Here is a 23,687-nt window from a genome sequence, read left to right as displayed (position 1 = left end):
GCCTACAGAACCCTTCGCAGGTCCGTGCAAGCGCAGCGCCGCCGGGCGATTACAGCACTTTATGCGGGCCGAAACATTCGTAATGAATGTTGTCTTTGTTCACGCCCAGGTCTACCAGCTGCTTCGCGGCATACTGCATAAACGCTACCGGCCCACACACGTAGAACTGCATCCCCGGTGCGCTAAACGCCCCTTCGTGCTGCCCTAAATTCATCAGGCCTTCGCTGTCAAAACGTGCCGCTGCGCGGTCAGCTTCCGTGGGTAAACGATACCAGGTATGCGCGGTAAAGTGTGGCAGACCCGCTCCGAGCGCTTTCACTTCATCTGCAAAGGCGTGCACATCACCGTTTTCGGCCGCGTGGAACCAGTTAACCTGCGCGCTGTGGTTTGATTTTGCCAGCGTATCCAGCATCGCCAGCATTGGCGTTTGACCAACACCTGCGGAAATCAGCGTCACCGGGGTACCCGATTCCACCGCCATAAAGAAATCACCCGCTGGCGCGGCCAGATGAACGATATCACCCACGCTGGCGACGTTATGCAGCCAGCTGGATACCTGACCGCCTTCCTCACGTTTAACCGCAATGCGATAGCCTTTGCCGTCTGGCTTGCGGGTCAGGGAGTACTGGCGAATCTCCTGGTGCGGGAAGCCTTCAGGCTTCAGCCAGACGCCCAGATACTGCCCCGGCTGGTAATCGGCAACTGGCTGGCCGTCCACCGGCTCAAACTCAAAGCTGGTGATCAGTGCGCTGCGCGGGGTTTTCTCAACGATGCGGAAAGCACGCGTGCCTTCCCAGCCGCCATTCTTGCTGGCGTTTTCGCTGTAGATCTGCGCTTCACGGTTGATGAACACGTTTGCCAGCACGCCGTATGCCTTACCCCAGGCATCCAGCACTTCCTGGCCCGGGCTGAACATTTCGTCCAGGGTTGCCAGCAGGTGACTGCCCACGATGTTGTACTGCTCAGGTTTGATCTGGAAGCTGGTGTGCTTCTGCGCGATTTTTTCCACCGCAGGCAGCAGAGCCGGCAGGTTTTCGATGTTGCTGGCATAGGCGGCAATAGCGTTAAACAGCGCTTCGCGCTGATCGCCGTTACGCTGGTTGCTCATGTTGAAAATCTCTTTGAGCTCCGGGTTATGCGCGAACATGCGATCGTAGAAATGAGCGGTCAGTTTAGGACCCGTTTCAACCAGCAGGGGGATTGTGGCCTTCACGGTAGCGATGGTTTGGGCGTCGAGCATAGCAGCCTCCTTCTGATGTTACTTTAATGATGTATTTTATATGCATCTTATAAAAATACCCCTGCAATGTAAATGGTTCTTTGCATCGTGAAAAATATGCATCACAAAGCTGAAAAGAAATCCGTTGAAAATGGCGAGAGCTTTATTGCTCAAACCCTTGCGTGGCGTGGAGGTAAACGTTTGCGTAAAATCGTTTGTCAAGACCTGTTATCGCAGAACTATTCAGTTATACTGTTGCCCGTCGTCCAACAGGACTGCCTTTTCAGGCCAAAAATTTACTTGTTAGCTGAGTCAGGAGATGCGGATGTTAAAGCGTGAAATGAACATTGCCGATTATGATGCCGAACTGTGGCAGGCTATGGAGCAGGAAAAAGTACGTCAGGAAGAGCACATCGAACTGATCGCCTCCGAAAACTACACCAGCCCGCGCGTGATGCAGGCGCAGGGTTCTCAGCTGACCAACAAATATGCTGAAGGTTACCCGGGCAAGCGCTACTACGGCGGTTGCGAATACGTTGATATCGTTGAGCAACTGGCGATTGACCGTGCGAAAGAACTCTTTGGCGCTGACTACGCGAACGTCCAGCCGCACTCTGGCTCTCAGGCTAACTTCGCTGTTTACACCGCGCTGTTGCAGCCGGGCGATACCGTTCTGGGTATGAACCTGGCGCAGGGCGGCCACCTGACTCACGGCTCTCCGGTTAACTTCTCTGGCAAACTGTACAACATCATCCCTTACGGTATTGATGAGTCCGGTAAAATTGACTACGAAGACATGGCGAAGCAGGCCAAAGAGCACAAGCCGAAGATGATCATCGGTGGCTTCTCTGCTTACTCCGGCATCGTTGACTGGGCAAAAATGCGTGAAATCGCTGACAGCATCGGCGCGTACCTGTTCGTCGACATGGCGCACGTTGCCGGTCTGATTGCCGCTGGCGTTTACCCGAACCCGGTTCCACATGCGCACGTTGTGACCACCACCACCCACAAAACCCTGGCGGGTCCACGCGGTGGCCTGATCCTGGCGAAAGGCGGTGACGAAGAGCTGTACAAAAAGCTGAACTCCGCCGTGTTCCCAAGCGCCCAGGGCGGCCCGCTGATGCACGTTATCGCCGCGAAAGCCGTCGCGCTGAAAGAAGCGATGGAGCCAGAGTTCAAGGTTTATCAGCAGCAGGTTGCTAAGAACGCCAAAGCGATGGTGGAAGTGTTCCTGAACCGCGGTTACAAAGTGGTGTCCGGTGGGACTGAAAACCACCTGTTCCTGCTGGATTTGGTCGATAAGAACCTGACCGGTAAAGAAGCTGACGCAGCCCTCGGCCGCGCCAACATCACCGTGAACAAAAACAGCGTGCCAAACGATCCGAAGAGCCCGTTCGTGACTTCCGGTATCCGTATCGGTTCTCCGGCCGTAACTCGCCGTGGCTTTAAAGAAGCGGAAGTGAAAGAGCTGGCGGGCTGGATGTGTGACGTTCTGGACAACATCAATGACGACGCGGTTATCGAGCGCGTTAAAGGTAAAGTGCTGGACATCTGCGCACGCTTCCCGGTGTACGCATAATTCTCTGCGTTGCAGAACTGAAAAAGGCCGCTCATGCGGCCTTTTTTTATGGGCTAACGTCGGTCGAGGGAGATGGCCCCCGGCCCGGTAATCGCCAGCAAAATAAAGGCGCCAGCGATACTCACATTTTTATAGAAGTTAATCATATTTGGCAGGACCGCATCGCCCGTCATATCCCAGTAGTGGTGTCCAATCACCGCCGTTCCCAGCGTATAGAAGACAAAGATCACCGCGAGGGGGCGGGTGAAAAAGCCCAGAACGATCAGAATCGCGGCGGGGATTTCCATTACCACCGCAATAATCGCGGCCAGCATGGGCATGGGGGCGCCGAGCGACGTCATGTACTGAACGGTGCCGCTAAACCCCGTCAGCTTGGGATAACCGAAAATAATAAACAGGACCACGATAGCAATGCGGGCAATTAAAAGCAGGAGAGAACGAGAGGATCCGAAATCGAAATAACGTAAGCTGTTCATGGCAAACGACCTCTTCAGGCGATGTCTTATAAACGTAATACAGTTTTACCGCTCTCGCCATACGGTGTACGGCTGGTGATGATGTTAATTTTTAGTTAATTTATAGCGCGCTAACGACTTGCTAAAGTCAGGGATTAACGCCAGACTATCGCCTCCATTTCGGGAGGGATTCATGGTCTTGCATTCCACGCGCTGGCTGGCGCTCAGCTATTTCACCTATTTCTTTAGTTACGGTATTTTTTTGCCTTTCTGGAGCGTCTGGCTCAAGGGAATTGGTCTGACGCCTGAGACCATCGGCATCCTGCTGGGCACGGGGCTGGTGGCACGTTTCCTGGGTAGCCTGCTGATAGCACCCCGCGTCAGCGATCCCTCTCTGTTGATTAAAGCGGTGCGAATTCTGGCCCTCCTGACGCTGGTCTTTGCGGCCTGCTTCTGGGTCAGCCACCAGTTTGCCTGGCTGATGGTGGTGATGGTTGGCTTTAATCTGTTCTTCTCCCCGCTGGTGCCGCTGACGGATGCCCTGGCGAACACCTGGCAAAAGCAGATCACCATGGACTATGGCCGCGTGCGCCTGTGGGGATCGATTGCCTTCGTGATTGGCTCTGCGCTGGTCGGGAAACTGGTCAGCCTCTATGACTATCGCGCCATTCTGGCCCTGTTAACGCTCGGCATCGCCTCGATGCTGCTCGGTATGTTGCTGCGTCCGTCGGTGATGCCGCAGGGCGAAAGCCGCCATCAGGAGAGCGCTGGCTGGCCCGCCTGGCGCTCGCTGGTGGCGCAAAGCTGGCGTTTCCTGGCCTGCGTCTGTCTGCTTCAGGGGGCGCATGCGGCCTATTACGGCTTCAGCGCCATCTACTGGCAGGGGGCGGGCTACTCGGCTTCTGCGGTAGGCTACCTGTGGTCGCTCGGCGTGGTAGCGGAGGTCATTATCTTCGCGCTGAGCCAAAAACTGTTCCGTCGTTTCGGGGCGCGTGACCTGCTGCTGCTTTCCGCCGTTTGCGGCGTAGCGCGCTGGGGCATCATGGGCTGGACGACGGATCTGCCGTGGCTGATTGTGGCGCAAATTCTGCACTGCGGAACCTTCACCGTCTGCCATTTGGCGGCAATGCGCTATATCGCGGCGCGAGAGGGTGGGGACGTTATTCGTCTTCAGGCAGTCTATTCAGCGGTGGCGATGGGCGGCAGTATTGCGGTGATGACCGTATTTGCCGGTTTCCTCTATCAGCACCTGGGCCACGGTGTGTTCTGGGTGATGGCGCTGGTCGCTTTACCGGCCATCGTCATCCGCCCTAAAGTCGCTGCTCGCACGTAACTAAGATTCGAGCATAACGCGAATATGTTCCTGCTGCTGCGTGTTCAGGGTCTCAACGGCATGAATGAGCGGCGGCGAGAACAGCGGCAGGGCGGTTGGATAAGGCGTAATAACCAGCGCCGCCTCGCGGGGGGCGCCCTCCTTCTTAAACGCTTCCAGGCTAAGATAACGAATATTGAGCGGCAGCAGCGTTAGCTCGCGAAGCTGCTGCTCAATTAACTCCTCGCAGGCTTTATCTTCCCCCGTTAACAGGACCACCTGTTTTTCATGAAGATCGGTTTCCTGCATCAGCCAGGCACCAAAAATCACCGCCACCAGAGCCATCTCTTCACCGGAGAATCGCAGGCCAAATTCGGCTTCCAGCTCAAACAGCGCCTCTTTAGTGGTGCGCAGCAGCCGGGGGTATAGACGGTGGATCTCTTCCGGCAGACTGTTGTCGATGCCGATGTCAAATAAGGAGCGGTCCAGCGCCTGAGCCAGATGAATATACAGCTGATCGGTCAGCCCTTGCTCATCGCTGAAGTTCATCCCGGTTTGCGCCCGGAAACGGGCAATCATACGCACGATGGCCCGACGCAGGCGCTGATCCTGCTGGTGTTTATCCAGTACCGGGTCGGGTGTGCGGAGCATCATAAACAGCAGCGCCAGGAACAGCTGTTCATCACTATGCGTTCCCTGCGGGACGCGCCGTTTCCAGTGACGGACAATTTCCTGCGCCGTAAAGTATTCCCCTCTCGATTGCGTCCAGCTGCGCTGAACGGGTGAAAACTCCGGCGTATTGCCCAGATGATGCTGAATAAGACAATATTGCAGATAAAGCTGTAAAAACTCTACGTCGCGGGACTCAAACTGGCGCTGAAGCTTGCGCGCGCAAAAGTTGATAAGCGCCCGAAGGTTCGCATCGTCATAAAGCGGGCGGGCAATGCCGTGCTGTTTGAGCGCGGTTTTTAAGGCAGGGGTAAACTGTTGGGCGACAAAATGTGGACACAGCCGAAGCGCCCTGCGCAGCCAGTGCAGCAGGCACAAACGCTGATTCAGGGCAGAGCCCTCAATACGGTAGCAACCGTCATGGTGCGTGACGATATCAAGCCGATGATAGCGCTGGATTTCATCGCGCGTCTCGGCTATATCTTGCCGTGCCAGGACGTCGTCCACGCCGTTGGCAGCGATTATGCTCTGTGCGGTGACGGCAGCATCGGGCAGGTAAAGCATCAAAAGCACCTGGCAACGGCGCTGCGAACTGGAAAGCACAGATGGAATTTCAAGCGTCGTCATCATCTGTCGGGTATCCAGTGTGAATGTTTGATAAGAATAGCTAAAGGATGGGCGCTGAAAAGCGCGCCGGCAGGCCTTTCATTCAGGATTGCTGGCGAACATCACAGAATTTTTGACGTGAGGAATTGATGCAAACAGTTAAACAAAGCGTGACAGCGTTATTTTTGGCGGTTATCACCTCCGCCGCCAGCGCACATCCTCACAGCTTTATCAGCCTGAAAACCGAACTGGTAACGGACGGCACACAGCTTAGCGGCCTGAAGATGCGCTGGACGATGGATGAAATCACCTCCGCCGACCTGCTGTACGATGCCGGAAACGCAAAGCCCGGCGACGAGATCTGGAAAAAGCTGGCGGCGGAAGTCATGGCCAACGTGCTGGGTCAGCACTACTTCACCGAGTTCTGGCACAACGGACAAAAGGTGAAATTTCTTAACCGTCCCACGGAGTACGGTATGACCCGCGACGGCCATCAGGCGGTGCTGACGTTTATCCTTCCGCTGGCGCACCCTCAGCCGCTGGCCGGGCAGAAGTACAGGTTTTCTACGTTTGACCCAACCTACTATGTCGATATGCATTACACCCAGGACAGCGACGTACAGTTGCCAGAAATATTGCAAAAAAGCTGCAAAATTGCCGTGCACACGCCGACGCCCAGTGAAGAGACGCTGAACTTTGCCGTTTCCCTTGATAAAGAAGATGCGCCTCCAGAAGACATGGAATTAGGAAAACAGTTTGCGCAGGAGGTGACGTTGCAATGTCAGTGATCTCCTCCCCCGTCAGTAAGCCGCGTCGCTGGCTGCACCTCTGGCCTCTGGCGCTCTTTTTGCTGTTAGCGTCTGGCGGCGCGCTCTGGCTGTGGCAGGCATGGCCGCAGGTGATGATGAAAAGTATCCTCTGGCAGCGGGAAGTTAATCAGCAGATGAGCGGGCTGCTGAAAGCCGTGGCGGAAAATCCGTCCAAAGCGGGCGGCTCTCTTCTGGCGTTCAGCTTTATCTATGGCGTGCTGCATGCCCTGGGGCCGGGGCACGGCAAAATCGTCATCACGACCTGGCTTGCCACCCATCCGTCGAAGCTGAAATCGAGTATCGGCCTGACGCTGGCTTCCTCGTTACTTCAGGGCGGTGTGGCAATTGCGCTGGTCGTGGTCGTCCTTTCGCTGCTACAGCTCCCGGCCCGCCAGCTGCATATGAGCAGCTTCTGGCTGGAGAAGGGAAGTTACGCGCTGGTAGGCTTACTGGGGCTGATTCTCTGCTGGCGGGCGCTGAAAAAATTGCGCGCGTTGCTGCAAAAACCAAAATTCAAAATCTTTACGCCGCATCACGTTCACCATAAAAACTGCGGGTGCGGGCATCAGCATCTGCCGACGCAGGAACAATTACAGAATGGTGACGACTGGCGTGCGCGCCTGATGATTGTTCTCTCAATGGGGATGCGTCCATGCTCGGGCGCAATCATGGTGCTGTTGTTCAGCAAAGTGATAGGTGTATTTGGCTGGGGCATGATCTCGGCGCTGGCGATGGCGGCGGGAACATCTCTGACTATCTCTTCGTTAGCCTTGCTGGTGCACAGCTTCCGTCAGCTGGCGGTAAAACTCAGCGGCAATAAAACGCCGGTATTGTGGCGACAGGTTGGCTGGACGACGCTTGCGCTGGCGGGCGGGGTGATTCTGCTGGTGGCTGCGGTCACGATGTGGATAAGTGCGGTGCCGGTGGGAAGGGGGTTGCGGCCTTTTTAGCCATACCTGAGGGGTTTGTAGGCCCGGTAAGCGTGGTGTATGACCGGATACATAGGTAACAGATCAGACCGGGAACATAGGTAACACTTTTCAGTCTATCCGGAGCACACTCTGGGTTTTTCGGTCGTAGTACGCAAGCGTTATTCCATTAAAGATGATGGCCTCCAGGCCATCATCTTGTTCTTCCAGCATGATGTACTCATCAGTCAGCGCTTCACTCAGGAACACCGTCCCCTTTTTCCCCATATAGAGTGTCCCCCTTGATTTCACCCTGTAGACCGTACCTCCTTCCGGATAAGCATATTCAGGAACCCTGCCATCCCAGTGCCGGCCTGAGGGTTGCCATACCGTTCCGGGCGTTGCACCCGCCAGGGCTTCATGCGGCCTTTCGTAGTTAAACTCTTCCCGGTAGCCACTGAACCACCGCTGTTGTTCTTCCATCGTCATAAATATGTTGCCCTGTTTTACTGCACTTTTCAGCGAACGATGCATTCGCTCATGACGGCCGTTTTCTTCCGGATGCCCCTTTCTGATGCGTTCCGGTCTGATGCCCAGCTTTATCAGCCAGACTGCAAGGCGACTTAACCCGGCGATACCTGTTCCTGCGAAAGGCTGACCATTATCCGTTCTCAGGACTTCCGGCAGACCGTACTCCAGGAACGCATCCGTCAGGCACTGCCTGACGAAGGGCTCGCTCTCCCGGTCTGCTCCCCGGCAGCTCAGAAGATACCGGCTGTGATTGTCGGTGAGGGTGAAGGGATGACAGTATTTCCGGCTCAGCAGCCTGAACTTGCCTTTAAAATCAGCGCTCCAGACCTGATTGTTCTCACTGATGATGGTCAGGGGCTGGCGATTGCCCGGGGTTCTGCGTTTTCGCTTTTTATCCGGAACCAGGCCTTCACGCTTGAGGATATCGCCGATAGTACTGGCAGCGGGGACGGTAAAATCGACGTGATGATTGAGCAGCCACATCCGCAGTTTTTTGGGGCCCCAGTCAGGGTGTTTTTGCCTCAGGGCCGTAAGCTGCCCGGCGATATCATCAGGAACTGTCCGGGAGTGGGAGTGCGGAGCACGCGACCGGTCAGAGAGAGATGACAGGTCAGAGGGGTCAAAACGCTGAAGCCATTTGTAACCGGTTTTTCGACTGATGCCGAAGAGACGGCAGAGGGCAGAAAAAGAATCCGTACCTGCATGGCAGGCACGGATGAAATCAAGGCGTTGCATAGGTCGCGTCTCAGTCCAGGGCATAGCGAGTCTCCTCTTCTATGCCAGTTATAACTGTTACCCATGTATCCGGTCTAAAGTGTTACCCATGTTTCCGGTTCATACCGTGGCGCCACCGGGCTTAACAGACTGGATTAACGCTTCAGCGCATCGCTCAGTTCTTCACGCATGTTTGCCAGCATGGCTTTAACAACGCGCGGGTTACCTGCAACGATGTTGCCGGTAGACATATAGTTATGGCCGCCGGTGAAGTCACAAACAATCGCGCCAGCTTCACGTGCGATCAGCTCGCCCGCCGCGAAGTCCCACGGCTTCAGTGACAGCTCAAAGTAACCGTCAACGCGGCCGGTCGCCACGTAGGCCAGATCCAGTGCAGCAGAGCCGGTGCGACGGAAGTCCGCGCATTCGGTGAACAGTTTGCCGAGGATATTCATATAAGTGGTTGCGTGCTGCTTCGCCTTGAACGGGAAGCCGGTCGCCAGAATCGTGCCGTCCAGATCGCGTGCATTGCTGCAGCGCAGACGGTAGCCGTTCAGCTGCGCGCCCTGACCGCGGGTCGCGGTGAACAGTTCGTTACGCATTGGATCGTAAACAACGGCGACTTCAGTACGGCCTTTGATGCGTACTGCGATAGACACAGAGAAGTGTGGCAGGCGCTTAACGAAGTTGGTGGTGCCATCCAGTGGATCGATAACCCATTGAACATCCTGATCGGTACCTTCATGTTCACCGCTTTCTTCGGTGATGATGGTGTGCTGCGGGTAAGATTTGCGGATCGTTTCGATAATAATCGCTTCGGCGGCTTTATCGACGTTAGTCACGAAATCATTGCTGCCTTTCTGGCTGGTTTCTACGGAGTCTGGGGTTTCGTAGTGTTTGGCAATTACATTACCCGCCTTGCGCGCTGCGCGCACGGCGATGGTCAGCATCGGATGCATCGGTCTCTCTCACTGGATGTTAAAGAACAGGAAAATCGGCGCAGAGTATAGCAGCGGGATCGGATTATGTCTCTCGTTTATGATAATATGCCCGAATATTCTTCAGACACTGAATCCAGACATCTAAAAATTATGCTGCAAAACATTCGAATCGTGCTGGTCGAAACATCGCACACCGGCAACATGGGCTCTGTGGCCCGCGCTATGAAAACCATGGGCTTAACGAACCTGTGGCTGGTTAATCCGCTGGTGAAACCAGACTCTCAGGCTATTGCGCTGGCGGCCGGCGCCAGCGACGTGATCGGGAATGCACAGATTGTGGACACCCTGGACGAAGCCCTGGCCGGTTGCAGTCTGGTGGTGGGGACCAGCGCGCGCTCCCGTACGCTGCCCTGGCCGATGCTGGACCCGCGCGAATGCGGCCTGAAAAGTATCTCAGAAGCGGAACAGGCGCCGGTTGCGCTGGTGTTTGGTCGTGAACGCGTTGGCCTGACCAACGAGGAACTACAGAAGTGTCACTACCACGTGGCGATTGCCGCAAACCCGGAATACAGCTCGCTGAACCTGGCGATGGCGGTGCAGGTGATTGCCTACGAAGTACGCATGGCATGGCTGGCGACGCAGGAGAAACCGGTCGAACCTAAAGAAGAGACGGCCTACCCGCTGGTGGACGATCTGGAGCGCTTCTACGGCCACCTGGAGCAGACGCTGCTCTCTACCGGCTTTATCCGTGAAGGCCATCCAGGGCAGGTGATGAACAAGCTGCGCCGTATGTTCACCCGGGCGCGCCCGGAAAGCCAGGAGCTGAACATCCTGCGCGGGATCCTGGCGTCGATTGAGCAGAAGAATAAAGAGTAGTGCCGTGTGTTCGCCGGGTGGCGCTTCGCTTACCCGGCCTACAAAGCCCGTAGGCCCGTGCAAGCGCAGCGCCGCCGGGCAAAAAATACGGCACAGAAGGTTAAATACCTGACTAAAACAGTCAAGTAAATAGTTGACCAATTTAGTCAGGAATGTCAGACTTGGCCCTGCTATGCAATACCCCCATTTTACAATAAAAAACCCCGGGCAGGGGCGAGTTTGAGGTTAAGTAAGACATGAGACTGACATCTAAAGGGCGTTATGCCGTGACCGCGATGCTGGACGTTGCGCTCAACTCCGAAGCGGGCCCGGTTCCGTTGGCTGATATTTCTGAACGACAGGGGATCTCCCTCTCTTATCTGGAACAGCTGTTCTCCAGACTGCGTAAAAATGGACTGGTGTCCAGCGTTCGTGGCCCGGGCGGCGGTTATCTGCTGGGTAAAGACGCGGGCAGTATTGCGGTTGGCGAAGTGATTAGCGCAGTTGACGAATCCGTTGACGCGACCCGTTGCCAGGGCAAAGGCGGCTGTCAGGGCGGCGATAAATGCCTGACCCACGCGCTGTGGCGCGATCTGAGCGACCGTCTGACCGGCTTCCTGAATAACATCACCCTGGGTGAGCTGGTTAATAACCAGGAAGTTCTGGATGTTTCTGGTCGTCAGCACAGTCAGGATTCACAACGCAGCACCCGCACGCAGGACGCCATCGACGTTAAACTGCGCGCGTAATTAAAAAGATAAGTATTCAGAATCAGGCCGGGGTGGTCACACCCCGCGTACTCGGTCGTACATCCAGCCGGTTGCCTGATTCCTTGCATTGAAGCGATGTACGGAGTTTATAGAGCAATGAAATTACCGATTTATCTCGACTACTCCGCAACCACGCCGGTGGACCCGCGTGTTGCCGAGAAAATGATGCAGTGTCTGACCCTGGACGGAAACTTTGGTAACCCAGCTTCCCGTTCACACCGTTTTGGCTGGCATGCTGAAGAGGCGGTTGATATCGCCCGTAATCAGATTGCTGACCTGGTCGGTGCCGACCCGCGTGAAATTGTTTTCACCTCCGGTGCGACCGAATCCGACAACCTGGCGATCAAAGGTGCAGCCAACTTTTATCAGAAAAAAGGCAAGCACATCATCACCAGCAAAACCGAACACAAAGCCGTGCTGGACACCTGCCGTCAGCTGGAGCGTGAAGGGTTCGAAGTGACTTACCTGGCGCCGCAGAGCAACGGGATCATCGACCTGAAAGAGCTCGAAGCGGCGATGCGTGATGACACCATTCTGGTTTCCATCATGCACGTTAACAACGAAATCGGTGTTGTGCAGGACATCGCCACCATCGGCGAAATGTGCCGTGCGCGCGGCATCATCTACCACGTGGATGCGACCCAGAGCGTGGGCAAACTGCCTATTGACCTGAGCCAGCTGAAAGTGGACCTGATGTCCTTCTCCGGTCACAAAATCTATGGCCCGAAAGGGATCGGCGCGCTGTACGTTCGTCGTAAGCCACGTATCCGCATCGAAGCACAGATGCACGGCGGCGGTCACGAGCGCGGCATGCGTTCCGGTACTTTGCCTGTTCACCAGATCGTGGGGATGGGCGAAGCGTATCGCATCGCGAAAGAAGAGATGGAAAGCGAGATGGCACGCCTGCGTACGCTGCGTAACCGTCTTTGGGACGGCGTGAAGGATATGGAAGAAGTCTATCTGAACGGCGATCTCGAGCAGGGCGCGCCGAACATCCTCAACGTCAGCTTCAACTATGTTGAAGGCGAGTCGCTGATCATGGCGCTGAAAGACCTGGCCGTTTCTTCCGGTTCTGCCTGTACGTCTGCAAGCCTGGAGCCATCCTACGTGCTGCGTGCGCTGGGCATGACTGACGAGCTGGCACACAGCTCTATCCGTTTCTCTTTAGGTCGTTTCACTACCGAAGAAGAGATTGACTACACCATCAAACTGGTTCGTAACTCCATCGGCCGTCTGCGCGACCTTTCTCCACTGTGGGAAATGTTCAAGCAGGGCGTGGATCTGAACAGCATTGAATGGTCACATCACTAATCGGTACATAAGGAGAATTCAATCATGGCATACAGCGAAAAAGTTATCGATCATTACGAGAACCCGCGCAACGTTGGCTCTTTTGACAACAGCGACGAATCTGTCGGTAGCGGTATGGTTGGCGCGCCAGCGTGTGGCGACGTGATGAAGTTGCAGATTAAAGTCAACAATGAAGGTATCATTGAAGACGCGCGCTTCAAGACCTACGGCTGCGGTTCTGCTATCGCCTCCAGCTCCCTGGTCACCGAGTGGGTGAAGGGCAAGTCTCTGGACGAAGCACAGGCAATCAAAAACACGGACATTGCTGAAGAACTCGAACTGCCGCCGGTGAAAATTCACTGTTCAATTCTGGCAGAAGACGCGATCAAAGCCGCCATTGCGGATTACAAAAGCAAACGTGAAGCAAAATAATTGAGGTTTGAGTATGTCGATTACCCTTAGCGACAGCGCTGCCGCGCGAGTAAGCTCTTTTCTGGCGAACCGTGGTAAAGGCTTTGGCCTGCGACTGGGCGTACGTACCTCCGGCTGTTCTGGTATGGCTTACGTACTGGAGTTTGTTGACGAACCGGCGTCTGATGACACCGTGTTTGAAGACAAGGGCGTGAAGGTGGTGGTCGATGGCAAAAGCCTGCAATTTCTCAACGGCACTCAGCTGGACTTTGTAAAAGAAGGCCTGAACGAAGGGTTCAAATTTACGAACCCGAACGTCAAAGACGAGTGTGGTTGCGGCGAAAGCTTCCACGTTTAACCGCGTTCCGCTGTTATACCGATTAATTCGTGTTGCAGAAAGGCGGCAAGCGAGTGAATCCCCGGGAGCTTACTTAAGTAAGTGACTGGGGTGAACGAGCGCAGACAACGCATCTGCAGCGCGAAGTAAGAAGGTATAACCCCACCGTGGCTGTGCTACGCGTGGGGTTTGTTCTAACAGGCTACCCCTGAGATTGTTATGGATTACTTCACTCTCTTCGGACTACCCGCTCGATACCCGATTGATCTCCAGGCGCTGACGATCCGTTTTCAGGATCTCCAGCGTCAGTACCATCCGGACAAATTCGCCAGCGGGACGCAGGCAGAGCAGCTGGCTGCGGTATCACACTCCGCGACCATCAACCAGGCCTGGCAGACGCTGCGCCATCCGCTGACGCGCGCAGAGTACCTGCTTTCACTCCACGGTTTCGACCTGGCGAGCGAACAGCACACCGTGCGCGACACCGCGTTTCTGATGGAACAGCTGGAGCTGCGTGAAGAGCTGGATGAGATTGAACAGGCCAAAGACGAAGCGCGTCTGGAAAGCTTTATCAAACGCGTGAAAGGCATGTTTGATACCCGCCATCAGCAGATGGTGGAGCAACTGAACAACGAGACCTGGGACGTGGCGGCAGATACTGTGCGCAAACTCCGTTTTCTCGATAAACTGCGAAGCAGTGCTGAACAACTCGAAGAAAAGCTGCTCGATTTTTAATTTCGGAAGCAATTATGGCCTTATTACAAATTAGTGAGCCTGGCTTAAGTGCCGCACCGCACCAGCGTCGTCTGGCGGTCGGTATTGATCTTGGCACCACCAATTCCCTCGTGGCGACCGTGCGTAGCGGCCAGGCGGAAACGCTGGCCGACGAGCAGGGCCGCCATCTGCTGCCTTCCGTGGTCCACTACCAGCAGCAGGGCCACGCGGTCGGCTATGACGCCCGCGCTAACGCCGCGCGCGATCCGGCCAACACCATCAGCTCTGTAAAGCGCATGATGGGCCGCTCGCTGGCCGACATTCAGACCCGTTACCCGCACCTGCCGTATCAGCTGCAGGCCAGTGAAAACGGCCTGCCGATGATCGCAACGGCGGCCGGTCTGCTGAACCCGATTCGTGTTTCTGCTGACATCCTTAAAGCGCTGGCGGCGCGTGCGACGGCGACGCTGGGCGGCGATCTGGACGGCGTAGTCATCACCGTTCCGGCCTATTTTGACGATGCACAGCGTCAGGGCACCAAAGACGCCGCGCGTCTGGCGGGCCTGCACGTGCTGCGCCTGCTGAACGAACCCACTGCTGCGGCGATTGCCTACGGCCTCGATTCCGGTCAGGAAGGGGTGATTGCGGTTTACGATCTCGGCGGCGGGACGTTTGATATCTCTATCCTGCGCTTAAGCCGCGGTGTGTTCGAAGTGCTGGCCACCGGCGGGGATTCCGCGCTCGGCGGCGATGACTTCGACCATCTGCTGGCGGACTACATCCGCGAGCAGGCGGGCATCAGCGATCGCAGCGATGCGCGCGTCCAGCGTGAACTGCTGGATGCGGCCATCGACGCCAAAATCGCCCTGAGCGATGCGCAGTCCGTCAGCGTGATCGTCGCAGGCTGGCAGGGTGAGATCACCCGCGACCAGTTCAGCGAACTGATTGCGCCTCTGGTTAAGCGTACCCTGCTGGCCTGCCGTCGCGCATTGAAAGATGCGGGCGTTGAGGCCAGCGAGGTGCTGGAAGTGGTCATGGTTGGCGGCTCAACCCGCGTGCCGCTGGTACGTGAGCGCGTAGGGGAATTCTTTGGCCGCACGCCGCTGACCTCTATCGACCCGGACAAAGTGGTTGCCGTGGGTGCCGCTATCCAGGCCGATATCCTGGTCGGCAACAAGCCGGACAGCGAAATGCTGCTGCTGGACGTCATCCCGCTGTCTCTGGGTTTAGAAACCATGGGCGGCCTGGTGGAGAAAGTCATTCCCCGTAACACCACCATTCCGGTGGCGCGCGCGCAGGAATTTACGACCTTCAAAGACGGCCAGACCGCGATGTCCATCCACGTGATGCAGGGCGAGCGCGAGCTGGTGCAGGACTGCCGCTCTCTGGCGCGCTTTGCGCTGCGAGGAATTCCGGCGCTGCCGGCGGGCGGGGCGCATATTCGCGTCACCTTCCAGGTAGATGCGGACGGTCTGCTGAGCGTGACGGCGATGGAAAAATCCACCGGCGTCGAATCGTCCATTCAGGTGAAGCCATCCTACGGCCTGACCGATGGCGAAATCGCCTCCATGATTCAGGACTCAATGAGCTACGCCGAGCAGGATGTGAAGGCGCGTATGCTGGCGGAACAAAAAGTGGAAGCCGCACGCGTGCTGGAAAGCCTGAACGGCGCGCTCGCTGCCGACGCCGCGCTGTTAAGCGCCGCTGAGCGCCAGGTGATTGACGAGGCTGCCGCGCGCTTAAGCGCCGTGGCCGAAGGCAATGACGCTGACGCAATAGAAGAAGCCATTAAAAACGTTGATAAACAAACCCAGGACTTCGCTGCTCGCCGCATGGACAAATCTGTCCGCGTCGCGCTGAAAGGCCAGTCCGTGGACGAGGTTTAATATGCCAAAGATTGTTATTTTGCCTCATGCGGACCTCTGTCCGGATGGCGCTGTTCTGGAAGCGAAGACCGGTGAAACCATTCTCGATGTAGCCCTGCGTGCAGGTATCGAAGTGGAACACGCCTGTGAAAAATCCTGTGCCTGTACCACCTGCCACTGCATCGTGCGTGAAGGTTTTGATTCTCTCGCCGAGAGCACCGAAGACGAAGACGACATGCTGGACAAAGCATGGGGTCTGGAGCCAGACAGCCGCTTAAGCTGCCAGGCCGCGGTGACCGATGAAGATCTGGTCGTGGAATTCCCACGCTACACCATCAACCACGCACGCGAGCATTAATATGGGACTGAAGTGGACAGACAGCCGTGAAATCGGCGAAGCGCTCTACGACGCGAACCCGGATCTCGATCCGAAGACCGTACGATTCACCGACATGCATCAGTGGATCTGCGATTTAGAGGATTTTGACGACGATCCAAACGCATCCAATGAAAAAATTCTGGAGGCGATTCTGTTAGTCTGGTTAGATGAAGCAGAGTAAATCACTTAACGGGCTGCCTTCAGGCGGCCCGTTTGCTAATAAGGACAAATAAAATGACCGAAGCGATGAAGATTACGCTCTCCACGCAGCCAGCCGACGCACGCTGGGGCGAGAAAGCCACCTGGAGCATCAATAACGACGGTATTACCCTGCACCTGACGGGTAACGATGATTTGGGCCTGATCCAGCGCGCCGCGCGTAAAATTGACGGCCTGGGCATTAAGCATGTCACTCTGGCTGGCGAAGGCTGGGACACAGACCGCAGCTGGGCTTTCTGGGCGGGTTACAAAGGGCCGAAAGGCACCCGTAAAATTGAGTGGGCGAACCTCGATGAAGCCGGTCAGAAAGAGCTGGAAAGCCGCCTGAAAATTATTGACTGGGTGCGCGACACCATCAACGCCCCGGCGGAAGAGTTGGGGCCTGAGCAGCTGGCGCAGCGCGCGGTTGACCTGCTGTGCGGCGTGGCGGACGACAAGATGTCCTACCGCATCACCAAAGGTGAAGACCTGCGCGAACAAAATTACATGGGTATCCACACCGTGGGTCGTGGCTCCGAGCGTCCTCCGGTCCTGCTGGCGCTGGATTACAACCCAACCGGCGATAAAGAAGCGCCGGTCTTTGCCTGTCTGGTCGGGAAAGGTATCACCTTCGATACCGGCGGTTACAGCCTGAAGCAGAGCGCGTTCATGGATTCCATGAAGTCCGACATGGGCGGCGCGGCGACCATTACCGGCGCGCTGGCGTTCGCCATCACCCGTGGTCTGAACAAGCGCGTGAAGCTCTACCTGTGCTGCGCGGATAACATGGTGAGTGGCAATGCCTTCAAGCTGGGCGACATCATTCGCTACCGCAACGGTAAAAATGTTGAGGTGATGAACACCGATGCCGAAGGCCGTCTGGTGCTGGCCGATGGCCTGATCGACGCCTCTGCGCAGAAGCCGGAGCTGATTATCGACATGGCGACCCTGACCGGCGCGGCGAAAACTGCCCTTGGCAACGATTACCATGCGCTGTTCAGCTTCGACGACAAGCTGGCCGCTCGCCTGCTGGCCAGCGCGGCGGCGGAAAACGAGCCGTTCTGGCGTCTGCCGCTGGCCGAGTTCCACCGCAGCCAGCTGCCGTCTAACTTCGCCGAGCTGAACAACACCGCGAGCGCGGCGTACCCGGCGGGAGCCAGCACAGCAGCAGGCTTCCTGTCTCACTTCGTTGAGAACTACCATGAAGGCTGGCTGCACATTGACTGCTCCGCTACCTACCGTAAAGCGGCGGTTGAGCAGTGGTCCGCAGGCGCAACCGGTCTGGGTGTGCGTACCGTGGCGAACCTGCTGACGGCTGAGTGATCTTTTTTGCCGGGTGGCGCTACGCTTACCCGGCCTACAAAACCCGTAGGCCCGTGCAAGCGTTGCGCCGCCGGGCAATTGTGAAGTAGCCAAACTATGTCAGAAACCAAAAACGAATTAGAAACCCTGCTGGAGCAGGCGGCGACCGAGCCCGCCCACCGTCCGGCCTTTTTCCGCACGCTGCTGGAATCCACCGTCTGGGTGCCGGGCACCGCAGCAGAAGGGGAGCAGGTTGTCGAAGACAGCGCCCTGGATCTGCTGCACTGGGAGAAAGACGACGGCACGTCGGTGATCCCGTTCTTTACCTCGCTCGAGGCCTTGCAGGAAGCGGTAGAAGACGAACAGGCGTTCGTGGTGATGCCGGTGCGCACGCTGTTCGAAATGACCCTGGGGCAGACGCTGTTCCTCAACGCCAAACTGCCGACAGGGAAAGAGTTCACTCCGCGTGAAATCAGCCATCTGATTGGTGACGAGGGCAACCCGCTCAGCACCCAGGAGGTGCTGGAAGGGGGCGAAACGCTGCTGCTGTCTGAAGTGGCCGAGCCGCCCGCGCAGACGATTGACTCCCTGACCACGCTGTTTAAAACCATCAAGCCGGTAAAACGCGCGTTCCTCTGCTCCATCAAAGAGAGCGCTGACGAAAAGCCTGTTCTGCTGATTGGAATTGAGGCCGACGGCGATGTTGACGAGATCATCCAGGCGGCGGGAAGCGTAGCGACCGACACGCTCCCGGGCGATGAGCCGATTGATATCTGTCAGGTGAAGAAAGGTGAGCAGGGCATCAGCCACTTTATTACCGAGCACATCACTCCGTTCTACGAGCGTCGCTGGGGCGGCTTCCTGCGCGATCTCAAGACCAACCGCATTATCTGATTACGGCGGGGTGACCTTCACCCCGTTGCTTCCAGCAACAGTAAATCCATCAGCAGCACCAGATTCGACTCAAACGACGTCACCCCTGCGGCTTCGGCGGCGAAATGTACCGCTTCGTCATAGAGGGCAAAATGCACGTCGGCCATACCTGCCAGCGTATTGGCCGACGCGCGGGTAAACGCGACGATCGTCATGCCGACGTTTTTGGCGATCCGCGCTTTATCCAGCACCTGCTCCGTTTCGCCGCTGCGCGAAACGGCAATAAATACCTGATAGCGTGCGGCGTTGCTGAGAAAAATATTCCGGCTGTCCCCCGGTCCGGAGATGAACGCGGTTTTTCCCAGCACCTGCAACTTCTTGGTCAGGTACTCGGCAAAAAGATATGAAAACCCGGCGCCGTAGAGAAAGAAGCTCTCTTTCTGGCGCAGCAGGCTGGCAAACTGCTGGCGTTTGTCCTGGGTAACCCACTGGAAGGTCTGCTGATAGTTGGCAATAAACCGGGCAAAAAGCGCGGGCATTTCTGCATGTTGCGCAGACTGTACGGTGATATGCGGCGTGTCAGAAAGCAGCTGCTTGCAGTGCCAGATAAACTCGCTAAATCCGCTGAAGCCCAGCTTCTGGCACAGCCGCATAATCGTCGCGGTGGAGACAAATGTCGCCAGCGCCAGCTCGCGCACCGTGATATTGCCCACCAGCAGCGGATGCTCAGTGAGGTGGGCGAGGACGCGATACTCCGCGCGGGTCAGTGACGACCCGCGTGTTAACAGCGTTGCCAGGCGGTTATCCATTATTTCGCCGGTTCTACCGGCAGATCGTCCCGTGCACCCCATTCACTCCAGGCGCCGTCATACAGCGTCACGTCATTCGCGCCAAGGGTTGCCAGCGCCAGGATCACCACGCAGGCCGTCACGCCGGAGCCGCAGCTGGCAATAACCGGACGATGCAAATCCACGCCCTGACGTTCAAAAATGGCACGCAATTCATCGGTGGTTTTCAGCTCGCCTTCAAACACCAGATCGCCCCATGGCACGTTCAGCGCCCCCGGGATATGTCCGCGCTTCAGCCCCGGACGCGGCTCATCCGCTTCAGCGTTGAAGCGCGGAGCAGGACGGGCATCGACGATTTGCGCCGTTTTTTCATGGCTCACGACCAGCACGTCGGTCAGGCGTTTCACCACGTGTGCGTCGAACGTGGCATCGAATTCGCCTTCCGGCAGCGTCACGTCGCCCTGCTGAAGCGGCAGCTCGTCGCGCTTCCAGCCCGCAAGCCCGCCCGCCAGAATCGACACTTTTTCCACGCCGAAGTTTCTCAGCATCCACCACGCCCGCGGGGCGGAGAAGAGGTTACCCTCATCGTAAACAACGAGGTGTTTGTCTTTGCTGATGCCGAGCTCGCGCATCGCCACGGAAAACGCTTCCGGACGAGGCAGCATGTGCGGCAGGGGAGAGGTGTGATCGGAGAGAGCTTCGATATCGAAAAAAACCGCGCCAGGCAGGTGCCCTGCGCGATATTCAGCGGGAACGTCACGATGCTCCTGGCCCGGAGGGGCCATGCGCGCGTCGATAATCTGAACTTCCGGGTCGTCGCCGTGCTCAATCAGCCAGTCGGCGGCGACAAAATATGAGGTGGACATGGTTGCCTCCATTCTTTTCCGTAAAAAAGGATTGTCGGTGTTTTTTCTGACACCGACAAGTTAACCACGTTCAACTCGCGAGCAAGCCCCTATTTTTTCACCGCTTCACCGTCCTGCCATGCCTTTTGCAGCGCTGGCCAGTAGTCGCGGTTGGCTTCGATCATCTCATCCAGAATCGCTTTCGCGTGCTCCATGGTCGGCACGGTGCGGTTCAGAGTAAACGCCTGCAACGCTTTCTCGTAGCTGCCTTCGATGGTTGCCTCCACCAGCAGCTGTTCAGAAGCGAGCTGCTGTTGCAGGAGCGTCTGGTGGAACAACGGCACCTGACCCACGCGGACAGGCTCCGGCCCTTCGGAGGTGATATAGGCAGGTACTTCCACCACCGCATCGTACGGCAGATTGGTAATCGCCCCGCGGTTTTCCACCATCACCAGATGACGCTGGCGCAGGTTGAATGCCAGCGAGCAGGCGACATCGACGATAAATTCGCCGTGAACACCTACGTGGAAGGCGTCCGGTAAGATCCCGCTGCGCTGGTACTCTTCGGCGGCGGCAAACAGCTTTTTCTCACGTCCGTTCATCACTTCGTTGGCACGGGTATAGTCCGGGTTCTGATGCTCCACAATCTGGTTCGGCATCAGGTAGTACTGTAGATACGGGTTCGGCAGGTACTCCGGGAAGTTATCCATAATCGGCTTGATGTTGCGCCAGGTTTTCACCCATGACGGATCCGAGTGCTGCGGGTCGGTTTTGGCCGCGTCTTCCGTCAGCAGGCCAAACTTCGCGATATGTTTACGCAGCTCCGGTAATTTGTCCTCGCCGTCCACCAGCACGCGGGTAAACCAGCCGAAGTGGTTGAGGCCAAAATAGTCCACCTCCAGTTTATGACGATCCACGCCCAGAATGGCGCCCATATTGCGCATCGCGGCGACAGGCATATCGCAGATGTTCAGCACGCGTGCGTTGGGGCGCAGGCGACGCACGCCCTCAGCGACAATCGCCGCCGGGTTGGAGTAGTTCACGATCCACGCTTTCTCGTGCGCGTAGCGTTCCACCCTATCGATCAGCTCTACCATCGGCAGGATCGTACGCAGGCCATATGCCAGCCCGCCGGGTCCGCAGGTTTCCTGACCGACCACTCCGTGGCGCAGCGGAATTTTTTCATCCTGCTCGCGCATTTTGTACTGTCCGACGCGCATCTGAGCAAAAACAAAATGCGCGCCGCTGAAGGCCATCTCCGGATCGCTGGTGACCGTGAATTTGATGCTCTGGCTGTGGTCGCGAATGACCTTTTCCACCACGGGCGCAATGGTGTTCTGGCGCGCCTCGTCGATGTCATACAGGCGAATCTCTGCCAGGGGGAAATCGTGCAGGCGTACCATCAGGCTTTTCACTATACCTGGCGTGTAGGTGCTGCCGCCGCCGGCAATCGACAGAATGAATGGGGGGGTTAACATCTTTAGCTCCTTTCAGAGAAACGTCTCAACGGCTTCTCGCATTTTTTTGACATGCAGCCCGTAGACCACCTGAACATTGTTACCTTGTTTGATAATCCCTTTCGCGCCGGTCGCTTTCAGGCGCGGTTCGTCGATGATGGCGACGTCCTTCACCGTGACGCGTAAGCGGGTGTAGCAGTTATCAACCACCTGAATGTTTTCCCGACCGCCCAGACCGACGACGATCGATTCGCCCAGCCCGTCGTTATTTCCCTTCGCCTGGTATTCCTGTTTGCTGTAGAGGCGCGTCTCCCGATCGTCATCTTCACGACCGGGCGTTTTCATGTTGAAACGCAGGATCAGGAAGCGGAACACCACGAAATAAAGGGCGAACATGATCAGCCCGACCACGATGTACATGGGCCAGTTGGACTTTTCCGTGCCGAGCGGCAGGTTGTAGAGGATAAAATCGATAATTCCGTTGGCGCCGATGGCGTGAACGCCAAACAGGGTGAACAGCATCATGCCAATGCCGGTCAGCACCGCATGCACCACGAACAACAGCGGGGCGACAAACAGGAAAGAGAACTCGATCGGCTCGGTTACGCCGACCAGCAGCGAGGTCAGCGCCGCCGGGATCAGAATGGCTTTCGCAATCGCTTTACGCTCTGGCTTCGCGGTCATGTACATCGCCAGCGCGGCGGCGGGAAGGCCGAACATCTTGCTGATGCCGCGAGCATCCCACACCACGGTGCTGCTGAGCTGCTTCACGTCCGGGCAGGCCATCTCGGCGAAGTAGATATTGCGCGCGCCCTGGTAAGCCGTACCGCACACCTCCTGCGTACCGCCCAGTTCGGTATACAGGAACGGCGTATAGACCAGATGATGCAGGCCCGTCGGCACCAGAATGCGTTCAAGGAAACCGTAGATCGCCACCCCAAACGGACCGGACCCTTTGATCGCCAGCGCCAGGGCGCTTATTCCATGCTGTGCGTACGGCCAGAGTTCGCTCATGACCACGCCGAGCAGCATAGAGACTGGCAACATCACAATCGCGACAAAGCAGTGGCCGGAGTATATCGCCATCGCGCCGTTAAACTGGACACCGGAATATTTGTTGTACAGATAACCGGAGAGCGCCCCGGTCAGGATCCCGGCGAAAACGCCCATCTCCAGCACCTGGACGCCCAGAACCATGCTTTGTCCGGCGGCTTTCATCTGCTCTGCAGGGGCCAGTTCTCCCTGAAGCTGTAACGTCACGTTCATGGCATTGATAAACACGATAAAAGTCACCAGCCCAATCAGCGCCGCGTAGCCTTTGTCTCGGGTTGCCAGGCCAATGGGGATCCCGACGGCAAACACCAGCGCCAGGTTGACCAGCACCGACACGGCAGATTTGGCGATCAGCTGGCCGACACTCTGGATCAGCGGATGGCCGAGAAACGGCAGGTACTCGGCCAGATTGCCGTTACCCAGCACATTCCCAAAGGCGATAAACAGACCGACGATAGGTAAGATAAGTACAGGTCCGTAAAGTGATTTTCCGAAATTTTGTAAGGCGTTCACGGCTCGTTTCATGGCTTTCTCTCTTATTGAACCGCGCACTCGGGGTGCGTCATGGTCATAAAACTAGCAGTCATGATGCGAGCTTATCCAGCTATCTTCTTGTTTTAAAAACAAATGACGCGAAAGGTAACATGTTACGTTACGCTGTGTGATCGCGGTTCCACCCTCGCATGCGAGCGCGATGCCATTCTGCGAGGCGCTTTCCAGATTATAAAATTGGACTTTTTGTATTAACGAAACTTGCGGATAATACTTATCCGGACGACGACCAACAGGCCCCTCAGGCCAGGGACA

Annotated in this window: 24 protein-coding genes; 15 read left to right on the top strand and 9 right to left on the bottom strand. The window is 56.7% G+C overall.

Annotated features, from left to right (window positions below; genetic code table 11):
- Window positions 1-49: 49 nt before the first annotated feature.
- Complete coding sequence (hmpA, locus tag ACQG1K_RS16350; protein WP_032623756.1) at window positions 50-1,240, bottom strand: NO-inducible flavohemoprotein; 1,191 nt, start codon at window positions 1,238-1,240, stop codon at window positions 50-52.
- Between the two features lie 304 nt (window positions 1,241-1,544).
- Here hmpA and glyA point away from each other — a divergent pair, with 304 nt between their 5' ends.
- Window positions 1,545-2,798, top strand: a complete 1,254-nt coding sequence (gene glyA / locus ACQG1K_RS16345) for a serine hydroxymethyltransferase (RefSeq protein WP_003860678.1) — start codon at window positions 1,545-1,547, stop codon at window positions 2,796-2,798.
- Window positions 2,799-2,851: 53 nt separating this feature from the next.
- Here the strand turns inward: glyA and ACQG1K_RS16340 are convergent, their stop codons facing one another.
- On the bottom strand, window positions 2,852-3,274 hold the full coding sequence (locus tag ACQG1K_RS16340) for a DoxX family protein (RefSeq protein ID WP_038416512.1): 423 nt from the start codon (window positions 3,272-3,274) through the stop codon (window positions 2,852-2,854).
- A 172-nt stretch (window positions 3,275-3,446) separates the two neighbouring features.
- On the opposite strand from ACQG1K_RS16340, the gene ACQG1K_RS16335 reads away from it, so the two are divergent.
- Window positions 3,447-4,586, top strand: coding sequence for a 3-phenylpropionate MFS transporter (locus ACQG1K_RS16335; RefSeq protein ID WP_063853376.1), 1,140 nt, complete (start codon window positions 3,447-3,449; stop codon window positions 4,584-4,586).
- Here the strand turns inward: ACQG1K_RS16335 and csiE are convergent, their stop codons facing one another.
- Complete coding sequence (gene csiE, locus ACQG1K_RS16330) at window positions 4,587-5,864, bottom strand: stationary phase inducible protein CsiE (RefSeq protein ID WP_199159961.1); 1,278 nt, start codon at window positions 5,862-5,864, stop codon at window positions 4,587-4,589.
- A 125-nt stretch (window positions 5,865-5,989) separates the two neighbouring features.
- Between csiE and ACQG1K_RS16325 the strand changes: the two genes are divergently transcribed.
- Together ACQG1K_RS16325 and ACQG1K_RS16320 are read left to right on the top strand one after the other, a co-directional pair.
- The gene (locus tag ACQG1K_RS16325; protein ID WP_126291925.1) at window positions 5,990-6,628 is read left to right on the top strand and encodes a DUF1007 family protein; all 639 of its coding nucleotides are present in this window, start codon (window positions 5,990-5,992) and stop codon (window positions 6,626-6,628) included.
- Window positions 6,619-7,599 (top strand): nickel/cobalt transporter, encoded by a 981-nt coding sequence (locus ACQG1K_RS16320; protein ID WP_165716256.1) that lies wholly within the window; start codon window positions 6,619-6,621, stop codon window positions 7,597-7,599. The genes ACQG1K_RS16325 and ACQG1K_RS16320 overlap by 10 nt, the downstream gene beginning before the upstream one ends.
- A gap of 90 nt (window positions 7,600-7,689) precedes the next feature.
- Here the strand turns inward: ACQG1K_RS16320 and ACQG1K_RS16315 are convergent, their stop codons facing one another.
- A complete protein-coding gene (locus ACQG1K_RS16315) occupies window positions 7,690-8,847 on the bottom strand; it encodes a DDE-type integrase/transposase/recombinase (RefSeq protein WP_023305267.1) in 1,158 nt (385 codons plus the stop codon).
- 110 nt (window positions 8,848-8,957) lie between these two features.
- On the bottom strand, window positions 8,958-9,761 hold the full coding sequence (gene suhB, locus ACQG1K_RS16310; RefSeq protein WP_022649020.1) for an inositol-1-monophosphatase: 804 nt from the start codon (window positions 9,759-9,761) through the stop codon (window positions 8,958-8,960).
- Window positions 9,762-9,893: 132 nt separating this feature from the next.
- Between suhB and trmJ the strand changes: the two genes are divergently transcribed.
- The 11 genes from trmJ to sseB all read left to right on the top strand — a co-directional run bounded on the left by trmJ (window position 9,894) and on the right by sseB (window position 18,758).
- Complete coding sequence (gene trmJ, locus ACQG1K_RS16305) at window positions 9,894-10,619, top strand: tRNA (cytosine(32)/uridine(32)-2'-O)-methyltransferase TrmJ (RefSeq protein WP_015572157.1); 726 nt, start codon at window positions 9,894-9,896, stop codon at window positions 10,617-10,619.
- A 236-nt stretch (window positions 10,620-10,855) separates the two neighbouring features.
- The gene (gene iscR, locus ACQG1K_RS16300; RefSeq protein ID WP_003860665.1) at window positions 10,856-11,347 is read left to right on the top strand and encodes a Fe-S cluster assembly transcriptional regulator IscR; all 492 of its coding nucleotides are present in this window, start codon (window positions 10,856-10,858) and stop codon (window positions 11,345-11,347) included.
- A gap of 117 nt (window positions 11,348-11,464) precedes the next feature.
- Entirely contained in the window at window positions 11,465-12,679 is a 1,215-nt protein-coding gene (iscS, locus tag ACQG1K_RS16295) for a cysteine desulfurase (RefSeq protein ID WP_006176692.1), read from the top strand.
- Window positions 12,680-12,703: 24 nt separating this feature from the next.
- On the top strand, window positions 12,704-13,090 hold the full coding sequence (gene iscU / locus ACQG1K_RS16290) for a Fe-S cluster assembly scaffold IscU (RefSeq protein ID WP_003860661.1): 387 nt from the start codon (window positions 12,704-12,706) through the stop codon (window positions 13,088-13,090).
- A gap of 13 nt (window positions 13,091-13,103) precedes the next feature.
- Window positions 13,104-13,427: an iron-sulfur cluster assembly protein IscA gene (gene iscA / locus ACQG1K_RS16285; RefSeq protein WP_003860659.1), complete on the top strand. Its 324-nt coding sequence runs from the start codon at window positions 13,104-13,106 to the stop codon at window positions 13,425-13,427.
- A 198-nt stretch (window positions 13,428-13,625) separates the two neighbouring features.
- Window positions 13,626-14,141: a co-chaperone HscB gene (gene hscB / locus ACQG1K_RS16280; protein ID WP_367075134.1), complete on the top strand. Its 516-nt coding sequence runs from the start codon at window positions 13,626-13,628 to the stop codon at window positions 14,139-14,141.
- A gap of 14 nt (window positions 14,142-14,155) precedes the next feature.
- Entirely contained in the window at window positions 14,156-16,006 is a 1,851-nt protein-coding gene (gene hscA / locus ACQG1K_RS16275) for a Fe-S protein assembly chaperone HscA (RefSeq protein ID WP_180243063.1), read from the top strand.
- Between the two features lies 1 nt (window position 16,007).
- Window positions 16,008-16,343 (top strand): ISC system 2Fe-2S type ferredoxin, encoded by a 336-nt coding sequence (gene fdx, locus ACQG1K_RS16270; RefSeq protein ID WP_003860652.1) that lies wholly within the window; start codon window positions 16,008-16,010, stop codon window positions 16,341-16,343.
- A 1-nt stretch (window position 16,344) separates the two neighbouring features.
- Entirely contained in the window at window positions 16,345-16,545 is a 201-nt protein-coding gene (gene iscX, locus ACQG1K_RS16265; protein ID WP_003860650.1) for a Fe-S cluster assembly protein IscX, read from the top strand.
- A 53-nt stretch (window positions 16,546-16,598) separates the two neighbouring features.
- The gene (pepB, locus tag ACQG1K_RS16260; RefSeq protein ID WP_022649015.1) at window positions 16,599-17,885 is read left to right on the top strand and encodes an aminopeptidase PepB; all 1,287 of its coding nucleotides are present in this window, start codon (window positions 16,599-16,601) and stop codon (window positions 17,883-17,885) included.
- A 96-nt stretch (window positions 17,886-17,981) separates the two neighbouring features.
- Window positions 17,982-18,758: an enhanced serine sensitivity protein SseB gene (gene sseB / locus ACQG1K_RS16255; RefSeq protein ID WP_367075131.1), complete on the top strand. Its 777-nt coding sequence runs from the start codon at window positions 17,982-17,984 to the stop codon at window positions 18,756-18,758.
- A 17-nt stretch (window positions 18,759-18,775) separates the two neighbouring features.
- On the opposite strand, the gene ACQG1K_RS16250 is transcribed toward sseB, so the two are convergent.
- From ACQG1K_RS16250 to ACQG1K_RS16235, 4 genes are all read right to left on the bottom strand, one after another.
- The gene (locus ACQG1K_RS16250; protein ID WP_023306706.1) at window positions 18,776-19,546 is read right to left on the bottom strand and encodes a MurR/RpiR family transcriptional regulator; all 771 of its coding nucleotides are present in this window, start codon (window positions 19,544-19,546) and stop codon (window positions 18,776-18,778) included.
- The gene (gene sseA, locus ACQG1K_RS16245; protein ID WP_045621495.1) at window positions 19,546-20,391 is read right to left on the bottom strand and encodes a 3-mercaptopyruvate sulfurtransferase; all 846 of its coding nucleotides are present in this window, start codon (window positions 20,389-20,391) and stop codon (window positions 19,546-19,548) included. Before sseA ends, ACQG1K_RS16250 begins: the two co-directional genes overlap by 1 nt.
- A gap of 89 nt (window positions 20,392-20,480) precedes the next feature.
- Complete coding sequence (locus ACQG1K_RS16240; protein WP_367075129.1) at window positions 20,481-21,848, bottom strand: 6-phospho-alpha-glucosidase; 1,368 nt, start codon at window positions 21,846-21,848, stop codon at window positions 20,481-20,483.
- A 12-nt stretch (window positions 21,849-21,860) separates the two neighbouring features.
- Entirely contained in the window at window positions 21,861-23,405 is a 1,545-nt protein-coding gene (locus tag ACQG1K_RS16235) for a PTS transporter subunit EIIC (protein WP_038416508.1), read from the bottom strand.
- Window positions 23,406-23,687: the final 282 nt, after the last annotated feature.

Origin of the sequence: Enterobacter cloacae complex sp. 402C9, assembly GCF_050030745.1 — a bacterium.
Classification (GTDB): domain Bacteria; phylum Pseudomonadota; class Gammaproteobacteria; order Enterobacterales; family Enterobacteriaceae; genus Enterobacter; species Enterobacter intestinihominis.
Note: the sequence above shows the minus strand (reverse complement) of the source record. Positions and strands in the feature narration are given on the sequence as shown.

Bases quoted from the DNA above. Each gene is read 5' to 3' on its own strand.
- hmpA (WP_032623756.1), bottom strand. From the start codon at position 1,240: ATGCTCGACGCCCAAACCATCGCTACCGTGAAGGCCACAATCCCCCTG.
- glyA (WP_003860678.1), top strand. From the start codon at position 1,545: ATGTTAAAGCGTGAAATGAACATTGCCGATTATGATGCCGAACTGTGG.
- ACQG1K_RS16340 (WP_038416512.1), bottom strand. From the start codon at position 3,274: ATGAACAGCTTACGTTATTTCGATTTCGGATCCTCTCGTTCTCTCCTG.
- ACQG1K_RS16335 (WP_063853376.1), top strand. From the start codon at position 3,447: ATGGTCTTGCATTCCACGCGCTGGCTGGCGCTCAGCTATTTCACCTAT.
- csiE (WP_199159961.1), bottom strand. From the start codon at position 5,864: ATGATGACGACGCTTGAAATTCCATCTGTGCTTTCCAGTTCGCAGCGC.
- ACQG1K_RS16325 (WP_126291925.1), top strand. From the start codon at position 5,990: ATGCAAACAGTTAAACAAAGCGTGACAGCGTTATTTTTGGCGGTTATC.
- ACQG1K_RS16320 (WP_165716256.1), top strand. From the start codon at position 6,619: ATGTCAGTGATCTCCTCCCCCGTCAGTAAGCCGCGTCGCTGGCTGCAC.
- ACQG1K_RS16315 (WP_023305267.1), bottom strand. From the start codon at position 8,847: ATGCCCTGGACTGAGACGCGACCTATGCAACGCCTTGATTTCATCCGT.
- suhB (WP_022649020.1), bottom strand. From the start codon at position 9,761: ATGCATCCGATGCTGACCATCGCCGTGCGCGCAGCGCGCAAGGCGGGT.
- trmJ (WP_015572157.1), top strand. From the start codon at position 9,894: ATGCTGCAAAACATTCGAATCGTGCTGGTCGAAACATCGCACACCGGC.
- iscR (WP_003860665.1), top strand. From the start codon at position 10,856: ATGAGACTGACATCTAAAGGGCGTTATGCCGTGACCGCGATGCTGGAC.
- iscS (WP_006176692.1), top strand. From the start codon at position 11,465: ATGAAATTACCGATTTATCTCGACTACTCCGCAACCACGCCGGTGGAC.
- iscU (WP_003860661.1), top strand. From the start codon at position 12,704: ATGGCATACAGCGAAAAAGTTATCGATCATTACGAGAACCCGCGCAAC.
- iscA (WP_003860659.1), top strand. From the start codon at position 13,104: ATGTCGATTACCCTTAGCGACAGCGCTGCCGCGCGAGTAAGCTCTTTT.
- hscB (WP_367075134.1), top strand. From the start codon at position 13,626: ATGGATTACTTCACTCTCTTCGGACTACCCGCTCGATACCCGATTGAT.
- hscA (WP_180243063.1), top strand. From the start codon at position 14,156: ATGGCCTTATTACAAATTAGTGAGCCTGGCTTAAGTGCCGCACCGCAC.
- fdx (WP_003860652.1), top strand. From the start codon at position 16,008: ATGCCAAAGATTGTTATTTTGCCTCATGCGGACCTCTGTCCGGATGGC.
- iscX (WP_003860650.1), top strand. From the start codon at position 16,345: ATGGGACTGAAGTGGACAGACAGCCGTGAAATCGGCGAAGCGCTCTAC.
- pepB (WP_022649015.1), top strand. From the start codon at position 16,599: ATGACCGAAGCGATGAAGATTACGCTCTCCACGCAGCCAGCCGACGCA.
- sseB (WP_367075131.1), top strand. From the start codon at position 17,982: ATGTCAGAAACCAAAAACGAATTAGAAACCCTGCTGGAGCAGGCGGCG.
- ACQG1K_RS16250 (WP_023306706.1), bottom strand. From the start codon at position 19,546: ATGGATAACCGCCTGGCAACGCTGTTAACACGCGGGTCGTCACTGACC.
- sseA (WP_045621495.1), bottom strand. From the start codon at position 20,391: ATGTCCACCTCATATTTTGTCGCCGCCGACTGGCTGATTGAGCACGGC.
- ACQG1K_RS16240 (WP_367075129.1), bottom strand. From the start codon at position 21,848: ATGTTAACCCCCCCATTCATTCTGTCGATTGCCGGCGGCGGCAGCACC.
- ACQG1K_RS16235 (WP_038416508.1), bottom strand. From the start codon at position 23,405: ATGAAACGAGCCGTGAACGCCTTACAAAATTTCGGAAAATCACTTTAC.